A 15949-nucleotide genomic window follows, 5' to 3' on the forward strand; every position below is an offset into this window, starting at 1 on the left:
CAAGCGCCAAAACTATGTTGACTCCTTGGTGGATGAATATGGGTATGAAGCTCACATAACGCCGTGGGGATCTGTATTGAATTTCCGAACTTTGACGATAATGGCCGTGCGATCGTTAAATGGCGGGTTACAGAAAAAGACATTGCCAGCTTGAATGGGATTAGGATGCCACGTGGATTCACTGGTGGTGAGCAATATGCATTCTCGGAATTGATAGCGGCCCTTCACACTTTCACTGGTTCACGAGGAATCATGTACGGGGCAAGCATGAGGATCGAAATTGAAGGCTAAGACATGTCGAAAGTGCCATGGCCACTCTTTTCTTCAACATAGCAGCGAAGCATAGTTACATACTGCACGTTACCGTGAGCGAGCTGCACATACTTTTGGGTATGGAACTTGTGAGTTTTTGTGGAGTCAAGGTCGGGTAGGTACAGTCGCAACAAGTAATTCCATACTTGACTGCGAGGTCCTTATGACTGAAGTACTGCCGGATCCCTATCTGTACTTGCATGACCCCGAGGAATACCTGTCTTCGGTTCGGTCGAAGTTCCCCAGCATCCAGATTGAACCTAAGGTTTCTCTTGGACTTGGCGTCATGGAGTTCAAAAAGCCAAAGAGAATGCGCAAGGAACTGGATAAGGAACCTACACGGTTTGGGGCCTCCTGGTTCGGCGGTCAACCCTTTGAGAATGGCCGGGAATGGCCGAGAAGTTCCGACGGGACACTGCTCACGCACATTGCCCAAGTCGACCTCGGATACGAATCCATGAACGTGGGAGATCCTGGATTCATCCCCACGGGTCTTCCGAACGAAGGCATCATCCAGTTCTTCCACGACACGCAGAACATGGGCGAACCCGAAGACGTGGAAGACCTTCTGAATCCGCCTTGGGCGATTCGGTACTTCGTACCCGAAAATGACGAGGTCGAAACCTTCGCATTCATGGAATCTTCTGGTGATGCAATACTCTCGATTCCGTTGATGCCGCTGGACATTGACGGGTTCATGAATCTCAAGGATCAGTTCAGTGTCGATTTCAGATCCGAGGAAGAAGCTGATCTCTATGCGGATTTCGTAGAGCTTACCGAGTTCGAGATCTACAACAGGTTGTTAAGGTTCGAGGCCCGGCTTCCGGATCATCGCCCGGAGCATCCAGATTTCATCCCGGATGAACGCATCAGCAGGATGTCAGGCTGGAGTGCGTGTGAAATCCGTGAGGAGTACAACGGGCAGCTGGCCACGTTGTTGCCGCTCACGGATGCCTCGGATGAACATGTTTTGCTTTTCGAGATCAATCCAAGGACTTTCCCGACACCTGGTTGGTTCCACGAGCGGCCGGTTCAGGTATGGATCCGCCGGACAGATCTAGACGCGAGGAATTTCGATCATGTGTGGTGCCTGATCCGCACTGACGCTTAGCAGGTAAGCCCTGCACGATCTAGAAAGCGCATCGAGTTCCGTCGCGCTAGGTTTCGGTGAGCTTTTTATCGTTCACACAATCCTCGGTTTGGGATCCTGTTATGCTCACCTCAAACGAAGATAGCGATCTGATGAGCGTAAACACACATCCAAGCGGGAGAGCCAGGTAATCGTGGAGTTCATGACCTTTCTAGCAGCCCTCGGGATCGTGGTTTCCACTTTCCTGTTTGGGTTTTTCATTGCAGGCTTACACGAGACCGGGCCAGGATCCCACAAAGAGAGTGCAACTTCGGTGGCACTCACCGCGCTCATGATGCTTTTCATTGCCGTCTGCACCGCATTCATCCTCGTTGAGCCGGCGTTGATCAACCCGCTGTGGTTGCAATACACGCTGATGGCAGGCGTTCCGCTGGTGGTTGGCTACGTCCTGCGCCGGGCGCTGGCCAGGAGCATGGATAGCACTCAGCAGTAGGCCTAGGTGTCATCTGATAGGGAGCCTTAGCAATGCTAGGGGGTTCTTCTCTCGTTTAACTAGGTGACGGCCTGACTGGGCCGATTCTAGGGATAGTGAGTCCGCAAGATCTGACAATTCAACAGCCTTAAATCTACATAATCAATCTTGTCGGTAGTTGTTAATGGAGTTATGTTGACGCCTAGTTAAAGGCCATAGATATGGGCAGCGAAGGCCACGAAAACTTCCCCGCGCCTGAGTAGATACGTTGTTGTCGAGCCCGCAGGAGAACGGAATGTCCACCCGCTGGCGAGGAACTGCCCGTCTTCATGAATGTACTTCGACTGGTATTTATTCGTCATTCCTCAACATCGGTGCGAGGTTCGAAATCCAGGAATCCAATAGCGCACGCAATTCTTTTGGCTGAACGTCGCTGACCTTTGCCTCGCTCATCGCAAGGCCGAACGCCGCCCAGCGCAGATCCATATTCTCGGTGCGCACGAGGCAACTGTTCTCATCGATCTGCTGGATCTGGAACCAGCGGCCAATGAGAGGCTCCAGCTTTTCGGCGCTGGCCTGAATCCGGGCGCTCACTTCTGGTTGCCCGCTGCCGCGCAATCCTGCGCGCACAAAGGCCGCTGCGTCGCCACCTGGCACTTCACGCGACGCAAACCGCAATGCCCTGGGTGAGGGGTTCAATGCGCGATCCACCCGGAAACTGCGCCAATCATCGCGGTCCAGATCAAAGGCCACCAGATAGTAGCGGTTGCCCACATTCACTAATTGGACCGGTTCTACCCGGCGCGAGGTTTCTGCTGACTTGGCATCCTTGTAGTCGAAGGCGATTCGTTCATGATCGCGGCACGCCTGGGCCAATGCCACCAGTACCGCTGGATCCACCGGATCCGTTGCGGAGGACTGGGAATTGAGCGGGACAGTGCTCGCGGTCAGCGCCTGCGCCCGCTTCCTCAATCTGGCTGGCAGCACGGGCACAACTTTTCCCATCGCCCGCAGTGCGGCCTCGGCCAGCGCGGAAGATCCGCTGTGCACGGTGGATTGCAATGAGACTACCAATGCCACAGCTTCCTCATCGTCGAGCACCAAGGGAGGCAGTGCGGTGCCGGAGGCCAGCTGGTAGCCTCCGCCTACGCCGCGATCAGCTTGCACAGGATAACCGAGATCGCGCAGCCTGTCTATGTCCCGGCGAACGGTGCGCAGGCTGACGTCAAGGCGTTCGGCGAGCTCGTCCCCGGACCAATAGCGATGGGTCTGCAGCAGCGAGAGCAGGCGCAAGAATCTGGTGCTGGTACTCATGCAATAAGTCTGCCTCGATTTAGGACAAAAACTGGCACTTTTCACTTCTACTCTGGTTATTACCAGCTGGAAATACCGGCTGCAGCTTATGCCAGGAGGCAATCATGAGCACCATGGCCATCACCAACACCACCCTCACCGGCGAACGCGCGGACCTGTTCCAGGCTCTGGCCAACGCCCGGCATTTCCTTCGTTTCACTGTCCAGGGGCTGAGTGATCCGCAGGCAGCGCAACGCACCACGGTGAGCGAGCTGACCCTCGGGGGATTGATCAAGCATGTGAGCGCCGTGGAAAAGCAGTGGCAGGAATTCATGGTCATGGGCCGGGCGGCCATGGCCTGGGACGGAGCGGATTTCAGCCAGATGCCACCCGAAGCGATCGAAGCCTTCAACAACGAATTCCGCATGCAGCAGGACGAATGCCTGGATGAGCTGCTGGAGAATTACACGCAGGTAGCCGCCCGCACCGATGCCCTGTTGGCAGAAGCGGATCTGGACGCCACCCATGAGCTTCCTTCTGCCCCGTGGTTCACCGACACGCACTGGTCGGTGCGCCGGACGCTGCTGCACATCATCGCAGAAACCACGCAGCATGCCGGGCATGCGGATATCATCCGCGAATCCCTGGACGGGCAGAAATCGATGGGCTAGCCCCCGATGTAGGACATCTCGATGCGCTTGCGGTTGCCTGGGGTCAGCGCGGCGCGCAGCTCCGAGTAGTTGTCATCGCGCTTGCGCCAGTGCCCGGTCAGTGCCTTGGCAAGATCCTCATCGCTGATCCCGTCACGCATCAGCTGGCGCAGGTCGTAGCCGGAGCCGGCGAACAGGCAGGTGTAGAGCTGGCCTTCGGCCGAGACGCGAGCGCGTGAGCAGTTGCCGCAGAAGGCATTGGTGACACTGGAAATCACGCCGATCTCCCCGGCCCCGTCCTTGTAGCGCCAGCGGTTGGCGGTCTCGCCCGGTTCGGTCTTGGTGACTGGTTCCAGCGCCCATCGTTCGTTGATCATGGAGACCACTTCAGCAGATGGGAGCACTTCATCCAGCTTCCAGCCATTGGTGGTGCCGACGTCCATGAATTCAATGAAGCGCAGGATGTTCCCGGTGCCGCGGAAATGCTCGGCCAGCGAAAGGATCTCGCTGTCATTGACCCCGCGCTTGATCACGGTGTTGATCTTCACCGGTCCCAGGCCGACCTCGCGGGCCACCTGGATGGCTTCCAAGACCTTGGAGACAGGGAAATTCACGTCATTGATGGCTTTGAACTTTTCATCATCCAGCGAGTCCAGCGAGATGGTGACGCGGTTCAGGCCGGCTTCTTTGAGGGCAGGTGCGAGCACTGGCAACGCCGAGCCGTTGGTGGTCATTGCCAGGTCAATGCGTTTGCCTTCGGGCGTGCGCAGGTTGGAGAGCATTGCCACCAGATCCACGATGCCGCGGCGCAGCAATGGTTCGCCACCGGTCAGGCGCAGCTTGGTCACGCCAAGAGAAACCGAAATGCGAGCCAGACGCTCAATCTCTTCGAAACTCAGCAGCTCCGAGCGCTCGCGGAATTGGAAGTCACGGCCGAAAATTTCCTTGGGCATGCAGTACACGCACCGGAAATTGCAGCGGTCCGTGACCGAAATCCGCAAGTCATGCAGGGGCCGAGAACGGGCATCCAGTATTTCCCCTGCCAATGGAGCTTTCATGCTTCCCAGCTTAACCCGGTTGGGTCCTAGGCGATAGGGAGTCGTCTGAAAGCGCAAATCAGTGCGTAAAATAAGCCGGTAGACCTCAGCGCGGTTGTAGCATGGGCTTAAAGCACAATTTCTGGAGAATTCATGCGCGTACGTTGGCCGCTGGCCCTTCGCGGCACGGTGCTAGCCACCGTGGCCGGGTTGTTCCTGACTGGCTGCTCGGCGAGCGGCAACAGCACCGGGGAACCAATCACCATTGCGGCAGCAGCCTCCCTGCAAGGTGCCTTCGAGCAGATCTCCGAAGAATTCACAGCCGAACACCCCGAAGTGCAGATCTCCAGCATCACCTATGACGGCTCTTCTACCCTGGCCACGCAGATCCTCGAAGGCGCCAACGTGGATGTCTTCGCTTCGGCCGATGAACGCAACATGTCAGAGGTAACTGAAGCCGGGTTCGGCCACGAGCCGGTGATCTTTGCCAGCAACACCTTGGTGATCGCCGTGCCGCAGGATAACCCGGCGGATATCGATTCCCTGCAGGACCTTTCACAGGCCACTATGGTGCTGTGCGCACCACAGGTACCCTGCGGCGCGGCTTCGCAGCGATTGCTTGAAGCCAGCGGCGTGCAAGTCACCTCGGCCAGCCAGGAACAGAATGTCACCGCGGTGCTGCAGAAGGTGGCCGCCGGTGAAGCAGATGCCGGGCTGGTCTACGCCACCGACGTACTCGATGACGGGAACGTTGCGGCGATCGTGCCCGATGGGGCAGAAGACATTGTGAACACCTACCCGATCGCAGCACTGGGTGAAAATCCTGGCGCGCAGGCCTTCGTGGATTTCGTGAGCAGCGAGCGCGGCCAGAAGATTCTGGAGGAGCACGGCTTTGGTACCGGGGCCGCGCAGGCTAATGGCTAGCGATACCGGGGTACGGGTTCCAGGCTTCGCCATTGCACCGGCGTTGCTGGGCGTGGCACTGCTGGTGCTTCCGCTGCTCGCACTGATTTCGCGGGCCAGCTGGTCCACGCTGGTGGCCGATGCCACCAGTGAAGAAGCGCTCGCCGCACTGTGGCTGAGTTTGCGCACCGGGGTGGCCGCCACCGTGCTGTGCGTGCTGCTCGGCGTGCCACTGGCGGTATTGATGGCCCGCAGCTCCACCCGCGTAGCCCAGCTATTGCGGGCCTTGATCGCCGTCCCGCTGGTGCTGCCGCCGATGGTAGGCGGCGTCGCACTGCTCTTCCTGTTCGGGCGCACCAGCCCCATTGGCCAGTTCATTGATTCCATGTGGGGGATCTCCCTGCCGTTCTCCACCGCCGCGGTGGTGATTGCACAAAGTTTCGTTGCACTGCCATTCCTCGTGCTCTCCGTCGAAGGCTCCTTGCGTGCCGCCGGCCAAGGCTATGAGCAGGCAGCCGCCACCTTGGGCGCAGGGCGCTGGATGGTGCTCACCCGCATCACCCTGCCGCTGGCCGCCCCGGGCCTGGTCGCCGGCATCATCCTGTGCTTCGCGCGGGCCATCGGCGAGTTCGGCGCCACCGCGCTATTTGCCGGCAATGCGCCGGGTGTCACCCAGACCATGCCGCTGGCCATCTACACCGCATTCAACGGTGCCGGGGCCGGACGAGACTCGGCTGTCGCACTCTCGCTGCTGCTGCTGGCCACCGCAGTTCTGGTGCTGCTGCTGGTGCGTGCCTGGCGCCCGGGATCACTGAAATGACGCTCAAGGTAAACCTGCAGGTGCCGCGCACCGGATTCGACGTGGACGTTGAATTCGCGGTGCCCGCCGGTAGCACGCTGGCAATGATGGGCCCCAGCGGTTCGGGCAAGTCCACCATCGTCCACGCCATCGCCGGGATCCAGAAGATCACCCGGGGGCGCATCGAACTGTCCGGCACGGTGCTGGCCGATGCGAAGCTGCACCGTCCGCCGCACCTGCGCGAAGTCGGGCTGCTGGGCCAGGACCCGCATCTGTTTCCGCACTTGGACGCCTTGAAGAACATTGCCTTTGGCGCCCGGGCCGGGGGACTGGAGAAGTCCGCGGCCACGGCCGCCGCCAGCGAATGGCTCGCGAGACTGGGACTGGAAGAAATCGCCAGCCACCGGCCCGAGGCACTGTCTGGCGGACAGCGGCAGCGCATCGCCCTGGCGCGCGCCCTGGCCGCCAAGCCGAAGATCCTGCTCATCGACGAACCCTTCGCTTCGCTGGATGTCGAGGCCGCCATGGACATGCGCGCCCTGGTGCGCGAAGAGCTGGCGCGCACCGCAACCAGCGCCATCGTGGTCTCGCATTCGGCCGCCGATACCTTGGCGCTCGCCGATGACCTGCTGGTGCTTGAGCGCGGACAGATCATCCAGCAGGGCACCGTGGCCGACGTCTTTGCCGCCCCGGCCAATCGCTTTGTGCGCGCCGTGGTGGCCACGCTGCCCGCGCAGCACCCGATAAGCATTCAGGAAGAGCAATCATGAGCACCGGAAATGACCCCATAGAACTTGAAGTGCACCGTTCGCGGCTGCTCTCGCAGGTGGTGCCCGTGGCCCCGCAACGGATTGCGGTGGCCGGCGGTTTCACCGCATTGCATGGTGCAGTGCTGGCCCAGGATGTTGCCTCAGCGCACCCGCTGCCGCTGTGGGACAACTCGGCCATGGATGGCTACGCGGTGCGCTCGGCCGATACCGCAACTGCTCCGGCGGCGCTGGATGTGATCGGTGAAGTGCCGGCTGGAAGCGGCTGGAATCCGGTGCTGGAGGCAGGCCAGTGCGTGAAAATCATGACCGGTGCCCCGATCCCGTCGGATGCTGACGCAGTGGTGCGCATCGAGGACACCTCGGCCGCGGTTGATGGCTGGGATGTGAAGACCGTGCAGGTCAATGTGCAGGTTCCTGCTGGCAAGGACATCCGCCGCAGCGGGGAAGACAAGAATGCCGGGGAACCGATGGCCTACGCCGGCGAGGAACTAACCGCGGCCCGGCTCTCAGCCTTGGCCGCAGCCGGATCCAGCACGCTGGAGGTGCGCACCACGCCCAAGGTGGCGGTACTGATCACCGGAGCAGAATTGCATACTCCCGGCCAAGCGCTGACGCGCGGGCAGATCCCGGAAACCAACTCCTTGCTGATGGCGGGGCTGCTGGCAGAATCAGGAATCCAGGCCACTACCGTAGTGCACTGCGTCGATGACATTGAAGCAGTGCGCGAGCAGCTGGCGCTCCTTGGCGCCACCCACGATGCCGTGCTCAGTACCGGAGGAGTGGGACCGGGCGCCTATGACGTCATGCGCCAAGCGCTGGAAGCAGAACCCCAAGTGCAGGCGGTGCGGGTGAAGATCCGTCCGGGCCAGCCGCAGTGCGCCGGACGGCTGGCAGCCGGCGCGATGGTCTTCGCCCTGCCGGGCAACCCGGTCAGCGCCGCGGTGAGCTTCGAGCTGTTCGTGCGACCATGCCTGCGTGCCATGCAGGGCCACCGCGACGTGCTGCGTCCCACCTTGCGAGCAGTGGCCGCGGTAGGTTGGCGAGCCGCCGCAGAACGCGTCCAGGTCATCCCGGTCGTATTCGAACATGGAGAGCAATTGCGATGCGCACCGGCGGTCCAGGCACAGAGTATTTCCCACTCGGTAGGCGGTTTCGGCGCGGCCCAGGGCTACGCCCTGGTCCCGGCTGGGATCACCCAGGTCAATCCCGGCGATGAGGTCGAAGTCCTGAGGATGGTTCCATGAGCAATTCGAACGCCATCGGCTTCGACGCCCTGGTCCTTGCCGGGGGACGAGGCACCCGCTTGGGCGGTGCGGGCAAGGCGGAACTGCAATTGCATGGCCAGCGCCTGGTGGACCGTGTGGTGGCAGCGACCCGCAAGGCGGGAGCCGCCCGAGTTATCGTGGTTGGCCCGGATACTGCGGGAACCAAAGCCGATGCTGTAGTGCGTGAAGACCCACCATTTGCCGGCCCCTTGTCAGGCATTGCCGCGGGGTTGAAGGAACTCAGCGGTGAAACCGCGAGCGAATGGACCATGGTCCTGGCCTGCGATTTGCAGCGCCCGGTCGCGGTCGCCACCACGTTGACCAAGAACTTCGAGCGGCGGGAGACTGATGGCCTGCTGCTGGTTGATGCCCAAGGCCACACCCAATGGCTGGCCGGGATCTACCGCACCGCGGCGTTGGCCTCGGTCTGCGACGCACTTGGCGAGAACCTCGTCAACGCGCCGGTACGGCGCGCATTGAACCAGCTTCACCTGGCACAAGTTCCGGTGGATGATGAAACAAGCAGCGATATCGATACCCCGCAGGCGCTGGAAAGTGCCCGCCGCAACGAAAGGACGCGCATGGCACAGCACCTGCCACCAGAAGCACTGAACGACTGGCTGGAAGCCGCCGCCAAGGAATTGGGCTTGGACTCCAGCGAAGTGGATATTGCTACCGTGCTGGATGCCGCCAAGCATGTGGCCCATGAGGTTGCCCGCCCGGCAGCGCCCTTGAGCACCTTCTTGCTGGGATTGGCCATGGGCAGCGGCAAGGGAGAGCTTGCAGGATTATCCGAGCAGCTGGTTTCACGTGCCCATCGCTGGGCCGACGAGCATCCTGAAGGAACAGCTTAAGCCGCAGATTCCCTTGCTGGAACCCAGACCTCAACCTGTCCTGATCTGCCTATGTTCCTGTGTCCGGTGAAGTAATAGACTCGGCTCATGCCAATCGGAACACTCGATAGCTCGGCGCTGCTGCGCGAATATCTCAATGACGCACGCGAAGCGGTCTTGTGGAAATGCGAAGGTCTGGACGATGCCCAGGCGCGGACTCCCATGTCCTCGACAGGTACCCACGTCATGGGGCTGCTGCTGCATCTGGCCGTCACCGAGGCCGGATACTTCATTGCCTGCCTGGGCCGGAAAATCCAGGATCCGGTCCTCCGGAGCATTATCGATTCCGAAGATGAGCAGGCAGACTTCCTGCCGCCACCGGGGATGTCCTTGGATGATGCAATATCCCTATACAAGGAAACGATTGCCGCAGCCGATGGTGTTCTCGATGAGCTGGAGCTGGATTCGCCAGCGGTGGTGCCGTGGTGGAATAAGCATCGGCACACCACGGTGCAACGGCTTCTGGTGCATATGATCGCCGAATCGCACCGTCATGCCGGACACCTGGATATCGTCCGCGAGCGGTTGGACGGTTTCATTGGTCTGCGCCCTTCAGCGCCTAACCTGCCAGAGCTCACTCCCGGTCAGTGGGAGCAGCAACGCCTGAAGCTCAAATCTCTAGCAGACAGCGTCTAAGGCTGCCTGCATGCCCAAGAGCTTTTCCCCGGAACGGCGCTGCGCTGCTGCGGCCCCAAATGCCTCGGACAGGTGCCAAGGCTAGGGCTCTGGCCGGTGCTGGCTCTGCTGGTATTCTCAAGCAATGCCGCGCGTGAAAGAAAAAGCTGTCTGCTACGTCGTCCAAGATAACCACCTGCTGGTCTTCACGCACTTGCAGCACCCCATGCATGTCACCGGGGTTCAAGTACCTGCCGGCACCATCGAACCGGGTGAAACCCCTCGTGAAGCAGCCGGACGCGAGCTCTTGGAAGAAACTGGGCTGGAAGGGATCATCACGCGGGAACTGGGAATCTTGGCCTACGACGTGCGGCCCATGAGAGATGAAATCGCAAACCGCCACTACTTCCAGCTCAAGGTTGCCCGGCAAGATCTTGCACGGCGTTGGATTGCCGGTGAACCAGATCCCGCGCACGGCGGCGCAGCTGAGTCCTGGGAATGCTGGTGGATGCCCTTGGAGCAAGCACATGTCCTGGCCGCAGGGCTGGGAGCGATGCTCGGGCAACTCGCTGATCGGCCGGACTCAATGTAGAAACGACTCGTATTTCCACGGCGTGTACCTGGATGCACATCCCATCGGCAGCACACGGACAAGTCCCTAGTGAACCGAGCGAGGCCGGCACATTTGGACTCGGTTCCGGGATGTCCGGAACTCGTGGACGGCCGCTCGGTTGGACTCATTCGCGAACCATTCTTTCAGCGACAGCGTGGACCAACCTGACGCGGATTATGGAGCCAGCCGTTCACGCGGACTGCCTGATCGGCCACCGGCGCCGGCTGCTGCGGTTCATTCGCACTTGCTATCCGTCGTGGGTGTCGATCTGGGGCCAGGGTCCTTCTGGGTGTCGACAGGTGGATGCGCCGCTATCTCAGGTACAAGCGGCCAAGCCGGCGAACCGGTAACTAGCCACATCGTCCATCTCGCACGGGCGGCTCTTCCCGACGCTTTCGCCGTCCGCAGGATTCCGCAGATCCGCAACTGATTCATGGCCAACAGCATCAGTTGGATAGCGCGCACGACGTGATGGTGAGAACGCCAATATTGGATACGTGTGATCGACTTATCGAACGATGCTCTGTCCCGGTTGCCATGCTGGTGGGCGCATCCCAAGAGTATTTCGACGGATGTTGCAAGGCGCAATCCGGAGAAGTGCGGACAATGCAAGATCATGAAACCTGACGATTGCTGGGAGATACGAAGAAGCGCAACGACGAGAGCGGAAGAAAGATATTCTTCGATCCATAGTCAGATGGCCCTTGAAAGCAATCCGAAAGGCTAAACCGGAGATGGCATTTCAGTTATTCGGTTCGCCAGCGACTCTGCGAATCGCTGTGCTTGCGCACCTGCATCACCCCATTCGGGCGCCTTTTGCTGGTGGTATGGAATCGCATACCGCACATCTCGTTGCCGGTTTGGCATCGAGAGGACATTCTGTTCGCCTATTCGCCAAGGAGGGCAGCGATGAGTTCGACGTAATGGCGAACGCAGAACTTGAACCAATGCTTCCAGAGTCCTATGTAGTGCGCGGGTATCCCGATGACGACCTGACGAATATGCAGCATCAGATTTTGGATGGTGCTATGCAAAGTGCTATCGATAGAATCCATGCGGGAAATTTCGACGTCGTAATCAATAATTCGCTCAGTCCTGTTCCGCATGAGCAGCTTCAGGACATCCCGACCTTTCACATTCTGCACACTCCCCCTCTGCCACGGATCGTCAGGGTCCTGGAGCAACAGGGAAATCCCCATACCAGGCACCTTTTCGCTACTGTATCGAGCTCCAATGCCCGAGCGTGGAAAACTTGGATCCCACAACTGCACATAATCGAAAACGGAATTGACATCGCCAGCTGGTCGTCGGCCCGTGAAACGTCATATCGCTCGGGCTTGGCTTCATGGAGCGGCCGGATTACACCGGAAAAAGGTCCCCACATCGCCATTACGGCCGCTCGTGCCGCTGGCATGCAATTGGTTATGGCGGGCCCGATCCAGGACCAGGAATATTTTGACAAGCTGATCGCCCCTGGACTTGATGAACAGATTCAATACCGTGGTCATCTGACACACACTGAGCTCAGCAAGATGATCAGCATGAGCGAAGTGTTTCTCTCCACCCCGCTTTGGGAGGAGCCTTTCGGGTTGACCACCTTGGAAGCGATGGCATGCGGCACTCCTGTTGCCGCCCTGCCATCTGGAGCAATGGCTGGTCTTATCGGCCCTACTGGTGGTGCCGTAGCCGAGCGCTGCGATACAGCGTCCCTTGTAGAAGCGATCGAGCGGGCAAGAACTCTTGACAGAGATGCTGTGTTCCAGAGAGCGGCCGGTTTTTCACATGATCGAATGCTCGACTCATATGAACAAGCACTTGTTGAAATCGCGTTGAAGACCTCTGCTGAAAATCGCCGCAGATGAGCAGATTACCAAGAATTTCCTACTACGCACACCATATGGGCTCCGGGCATCTGCGCCATGCGCGCAGAATAGTTGAAACTAGGATGTTTGACGTCCAGGTAGCGAGCACAGGACCGATGAACCAGGCGCTGCTTCCAGAAGGAACGAATTACGTTCCATTGGCGTCGGATATCTTGGAAAATCATGCTGGTGAGATTACAGCCGGCGGCTACTTCCACTATGCTCCGGCAGACATTCGGATTACTAAACGATTTTCCACATTGAATCAGGCGTGGTATCAATTCGCTCCGGATCTGGTCATGGTCGATGTCTCTGTGGAGGTGGCTATTTTTGCCCGGCTGAGCGGATACCGCGTCGCACTACGCCGGATGCCAGGACAACGCACAGATCAAGCGCACGAATTGGGGTATGGCATTGCAGATGCGCTGTTCGCCTATTACCCGGAATCCATTGAAGAAGCTTCCCATCTCCAACGGTACGGGAGCAAGAGCTATTACCTTCCGTCCCCTGACCCTGTAGGTTATTCCGACCCTGGGTCCCGAACGAGCTTCCCTCGGGAGGCATCCCGGAAGGTTGCCGTCCAAACTTCACTGGGTGCGGCAATCAGCCTTGATGAAATTGCACGTGTCGCTGCCTCAGCGCCGAGCTGGTCCTGGGACGTGCTGGGTTCTGTACAACGCGCTACCGGCGCAATGCCCGATAATTTGCGCAGCCACGGCACAGTTTCCAACCCTGAACAATGGATGGCCGATGCCGATGTCATCATAACTTCAACAGGGCACAATGCCGTCGTCGCGGCGGCGAGCTGTCGCAAGCCTGCGCTGCTGATTCCGGAAGAAAGGCCGTTTGGCGAACAGATGGCCTATGCACGCATGCTCCACCGTGCTACCGGATACCCGATGCTCGCTTCGTGGAATACGCCAGTGGATTGGAACGCACTCTTGCCAGTGGCTGCTTCCAAGAACCCGGATGCCTTGGCGATGGTGTTGTTTGGGGACCATGACGGATTTGTCGATGCCTTGCACGGGATGGTCGCTAGCGTAACGAAGCATCCATGCTAGTAGGCATCGTCGCTCCGAGCGCGTTCGATTTGCAGAGATGTCGGTTCGCGAAGCACTTCCAAATCGGCAGCTGCCCGGTCCCAGGCAACCAGATCCATGCTTGCAAAGGCTGCCAGCCAGCCTTCCATAGGCCATGTTCCCCACCGGTGGCGGAACTGTTGGGCATTTTCCACAATCTGCGAAAAGTGGTTCAAAGGCGGTTTGAATACTCCGTGGTGCTGGTGGAATACAGTTTCCCGAATGAAAACTACCGGAAGATTGCTCTCGCGTGCCTTGAAAGCGAAATCAGTATCTTCGGCCCCGTACCCTTCGTACTCTTCGGAGAACCCCTCCAATACAGAGAAATCTCCAGATTTAATGGCAAAGGCCAGCGACCAGAACATTTCATGCAGCTGGCAGGGCACATTCCGAGGGAGGCCGGACCGAGCATGATGAGACTCGGACAGTTCACTCAACTTCGAATCCTCCGGAGGTGCTCCTGCAGGAAGAGCAGATCGCAGGTATCTCGGTTCTGCCATCACCAGAGCACGCTGCGAGGCGAGGGTACGGAGCATGCCGGCGAAGCACTCTTTGGACGGTATGCAGTCGATATCCAGGAATACCAGATTCTCCGTGCGGGCATTTCGTGCAGCAGTATTCCTCGCGCGGGCCAGAGGCAAGCCGCGCTCGCCAGGCAAGGACCGTAGATGAATAGTCTTGACCGTAAGGCTGGATTCCACCGGCGCAGGAGCAGGATCGTCCATATAGACAATCACAACCTCTTGGGGCTTCATCGAGCTGCGCTGGACCCCATCCAACAGCCGTTGGAGGTGCCCAGCACGGCGGTGGGCAATGACCAGAATCGAGAATTGCATCAGGCACCATTCGCATAGGAATTTCGCATTCGCCTTCGACCCTATCGAAGAGCTACCACCAAAGGAGGACTGAGCATGATTTCACAGAAGGCTTCCAACATCATTCGTATAGCGTCGGTACCCCACGACCAAGTTTATATTCGTCATCTGGAACCGTTGGAGGGCCAGGAGTACGACATCGCGCGGTTGCCCGACCCGCGGCCGGTCGATGGCGGACAAAGCATCCAATCTGCTTGGTGGCCACCTGCAATGCTGAACTCACAGTGGATTGTGGAGAATCAGCGTCAGTTCGACTTGATGCACATCCATTTCGGATTTGACGCGTTGGACCCGAATGGCATGGAAGAAACAATCGGCGCATTGAAAGAAACCGGGAAACCCCTAGTATATACGGTCCATGATCTGGTAAATCCGCATCAACCGGACCCCCGCGCACACCGGGCATTGCTGGATGTGCTTATTCCGTCAGCTGACGAGCTGATCACCCTAACCGACGGAGCGGCCGCGCAGATTGCGGCTGAGTGGAAACGCACTGCCCATGTGCTGCCTCATCCGCACGTCATTGATTTTCCAACGATGGGAGAGCTGCGCCAACGCCGTGAGAAACAGCCACGTCAGTCCGGGTCGCGGACGCGGCGAGTGGGTGTGCATCTCAAGGAAGTCCGAACCAATATTTCCCCGGCTGTGCTCCAGCCTCTGGCCCGCATCGTCTCCGATATCCCCGGCACAGTCCTGCAGGTCAATATCCATCAAGAAGTCCTGGATCCACAGAATCGGGAGTACCAGCCAGCCCTGGCACGCCAACTCATAGACGGACACGCTCGGGGAGACTGGGAACTCGAAGCGCACTCATACTTCACCGAAGCGCAGTTATTCGCTTATTTGGGATCTTTGGACGTGTGCGTACTGCCGTACCGCTTCGGCACCCACTCCGGATGGCTGGAAGCGGCCCTGGATGCTGGCGCCGCAGTCGTTGTTCCAGACTGCGGGCATTATCTGGGGCAGCATCCCTCCGTGGAACCATATAGATGGAATGGAGAAATGATCGATGAATCCAGCCTGAATAGGGCAGTGCGGCATCAGCTGAAGTTGCGGCAAATTCCCGGGCTGGATGTGGAGGCGCGCAGGAGCCAACGACAGGCATTATCTGAAGCGCACCGTCGCATATATACAGGGCTGCTGGCTAACTGAGATCTTCACTAGAGTGTATTTCCAGACGATCATCGTAATCTTGCCGAGGCGCTCCTTTAACGGGGCCCTCGTGTATTCTGCCCCAGGCTCGGGGTACACAAGGGCCAGGATCGGGTGCCTAGGTGGCATGAACCGTCGATGGCATCGATTCAGGTATTAGGACTCATGTCCGGAGCATGGCGTGCCTTCTGGGTTTGCGGATGCCGGGCTGCATGACGCGGGTTGTGGGCCAATCCCCGGAATTAGTGAAGGCTCATCGAAACCAGTAT

General features: G+C 59.1%; 16 protein-coding genes. 13 read left to right on the forward strand and 3 right to left on the reverse strand.

Annotated features, from left to right (window positions below):
• Positions 1 to 475 precede the first annotated feature (475 nt).
• Positions 476 to 1423, forward strand: a complete 948-nt coding sequence (locus tag ACIP6G_RS15970) for a DUF1963 domain-containing protein (RefSeq protein WP_365943084.1) — start codon at positions 476 to 478, stop codon at positions 1421 to 1423.
• Between the two features lie 172 nt (positions 1424 to 1595).
• Complete coding sequence (locus ACIP6G_RS15975; protein ID WP_146041000.1) at positions 1596 to 1895, forward strand: hypothetical protein; 300 nt, start codon at positions 1596 to 1598, stop codon at positions 1893 to 1895.
• Positions 1896 to 2225: 330 nt separating this feature from the next.
• On the opposite strand, the gene ACIP6G_RS15980 is transcribed toward ACIP6G_RS15975, so the two are convergent.
• The gene (locus ACIP6G_RS15980; protein ID WP_365943085.1) at positions 2226 to 3188 is read right to left on the reverse strand and encodes a YafY family protein; all 963 of its coding nucleotides are present in this window, start codon (positions 3186 to 3188) and stop codon (positions 2226 to 2228) included.
• A 104-nt stretch (positions 3189 to 3292) separates the two neighbouring features.
• Here ACIP6G_RS15980 and ACIP6G_RS15985 point away from each other — a divergent pair, with 104 nt between their 5' ends.
• Positions 3293 to 3838: a DinB family protein gene (locus ACIP6G_RS15985; RefSeq protein ID WP_365943086.1), complete on the forward strand. Its 546-nt coding sequence runs from the start codon at positions 3293 to 3295 to the stop codon at positions 3836 to 3838.
• Here the strand turns inward: ACIP6G_RS15985 and moaA are convergent.
• Positions 3835 to 4875, reverse strand: coding sequence for a GTP 3',8-cyclase MoaA (gene moaA, locus ACIP6G_RS15990; protein WP_013347848.1), 1041 nt, complete (start codon positions 4873 to 4875; stop codon positions 3835 to 3837). The two genes, ACIP6G_RS15985 and moaA, sit on opposite strands and share 4 nt — an antisense overlap.
• 132 nt (positions 4876 to 5007) lie before the next feature.
• Between moaA and modA the strand changes: the two genes are divergently transcribed.
• The 9 genes from modA to ACIP6G_RS16035 all read left to right on the forward strand — a co-directional run bounded on the left by modA (position 5008) and on the right by ACIP6G_RS16035 (position 13635).
• Positions 5008 to 5778, forward strand: coding sequence for a molybdate ABC transporter substrate-binding protein (gene modA, locus ACIP6G_RS15995; protein ID WP_365943087.1), 771 nt, complete (start codon positions 5008 to 5010; stop codon positions 5776 to 5778).
• Positions 5771 to 6577: an ABC transporter permease gene (locus tag ACIP6G_RS16000; protein WP_400291220.1), complete on the forward strand. Its 807-nt coding sequence runs from the start codon at positions 5771 to 5773 to the stop codon at positions 6575 to 6577. The genes modA and ACIP6G_RS16000 overlap by 8 nt, the downstream gene beginning before the upstream one ends.
• Positions 6574 to 7326: an ATP-binding cassette domain-containing protein gene (locus ACIP6G_RS16005; protein ID WP_365943089.1), complete on the forward strand. Its 753-nt coding sequence runs from the start codon at positions 6574 to 6576 to the stop codon at positions 7324 to 7326. Before ACIP6G_RS16000 ends, ACIP6G_RS16005 begins: the two co-directional genes overlap by 4 nt.
• Positions 7323 to 8570 carry a gephyrin-like molybdotransferase Glp gene (gene glp, locus ACIP6G_RS16010; RefSeq protein WP_365943090.1) on the forward strand — a complete coding sequence of 416 codons (1248 nt, stop codon included), beginning with the start codon at positions 7323 to 7325 and terminating at the stop codon, positions 8568 to 8570. Before ACIP6G_RS16005 ends, glp begins: the two co-directional genes overlap by 4 nt.
• Positions 8567 to 9445 carry an NTP transferase domain-containing protein gene (locus ACIP6G_RS16015; RefSeq protein ID WP_365943091.1) on the forward strand — a complete coding sequence of 293 codons (879 nt, stop codon included), beginning with the start codon at positions 8567 to 8569 and terminating at the stop codon, positions 9443 to 9445. The genes glp and ACIP6G_RS16015 overlap by 4 nt, the downstream gene beginning before the upstream one ends.
• Positions 9446 to 9532: 87 nt before the next feature.
• The gene (locus ACIP6G_RS16020) at positions 9533 to 10120 is read left to right on the forward strand and encodes a DinB family protein (RefSeq protein ID WP_365943092.1); all 588 of its coding nucleotides are present in this window, start codon (positions 9533 to 9535) and stop codon (positions 10118 to 10120) included.
• 133 nt (positions 10121 to 10253) lie between these two features.
• Positions 10254 to 10691: an NUDIX domain-containing protein gene (locus tag ACIP6G_RS16025; protein ID WP_400291223.1), complete on the forward strand. Its 438-nt coding sequence runs from the start codon at positions 10254 to 10256 to the stop codon at positions 10689 to 10691.
• 848 nt (positions 10692 to 11539) lie between these two features.
• Positions 11540 to 12574, forward strand: coding sequence for a glycosyltransferase (locus tag ACIP6G_RS16030; protein ID WP_365943094.1), 1035 nt, complete (start codon positions 11540 to 11542; stop codon positions 12572 to 12574).
• A gap of 116 nt (positions 12575 to 12690) precedes the next feature.
• Positions 12691 to 13635 carry a hypothetical protein gene (locus ACIP6G_RS16035; protein ID WP_365943095.1) on the forward strand — a complete coding sequence of 315 codons (945 nt, stop codon included), beginning with the start codon at positions 12691 to 12693 and terminating at the stop codon, positions 13633 to 13635.
• Here the strand turns inward: ACIP6G_RS16035 and ACIP6G_RS16040 are convergent.
• The gene (locus ACIP6G_RS16040; RefSeq protein WP_365943096.1) at positions 13632 to 14489 is read right to left on the reverse strand and encodes a glycosyltransferase; all 858 of its coding nucleotides are present in this window, start codon (positions 14487 to 14489) and stop codon (positions 13632 to 13634) included. The genes ACIP6G_RS16035 and ACIP6G_RS16040 overlap by 4 nt on opposite strands.
• 75 nt (positions 14490 to 14564) lie before the next feature.
• Between ACIP6G_RS16040 and ACIP6G_RS16045 the strand changes: the two genes are divergently transcribed.
• Complete coding sequence (locus tag ACIP6G_RS16045) at positions 14565 to 15680, forward strand: glycosyltransferase family 1 protein (protein WP_365943097.1); 1116 nt, start codon at positions 14565 to 14567, stop codon at positions 15678 to 15680.
• Positions 15681 to 15949 lie beyond the last annotated feature (269 nt).

It is taken from the genome of Glutamicibacter sp. NPDC088483 (genome assembly GCF_044753145.1).
Lineage (GTDB): Bacteria > Actinomycetota > Actinomycetes > Actinomycetales > Micrococcaceae > Glutamicibacter.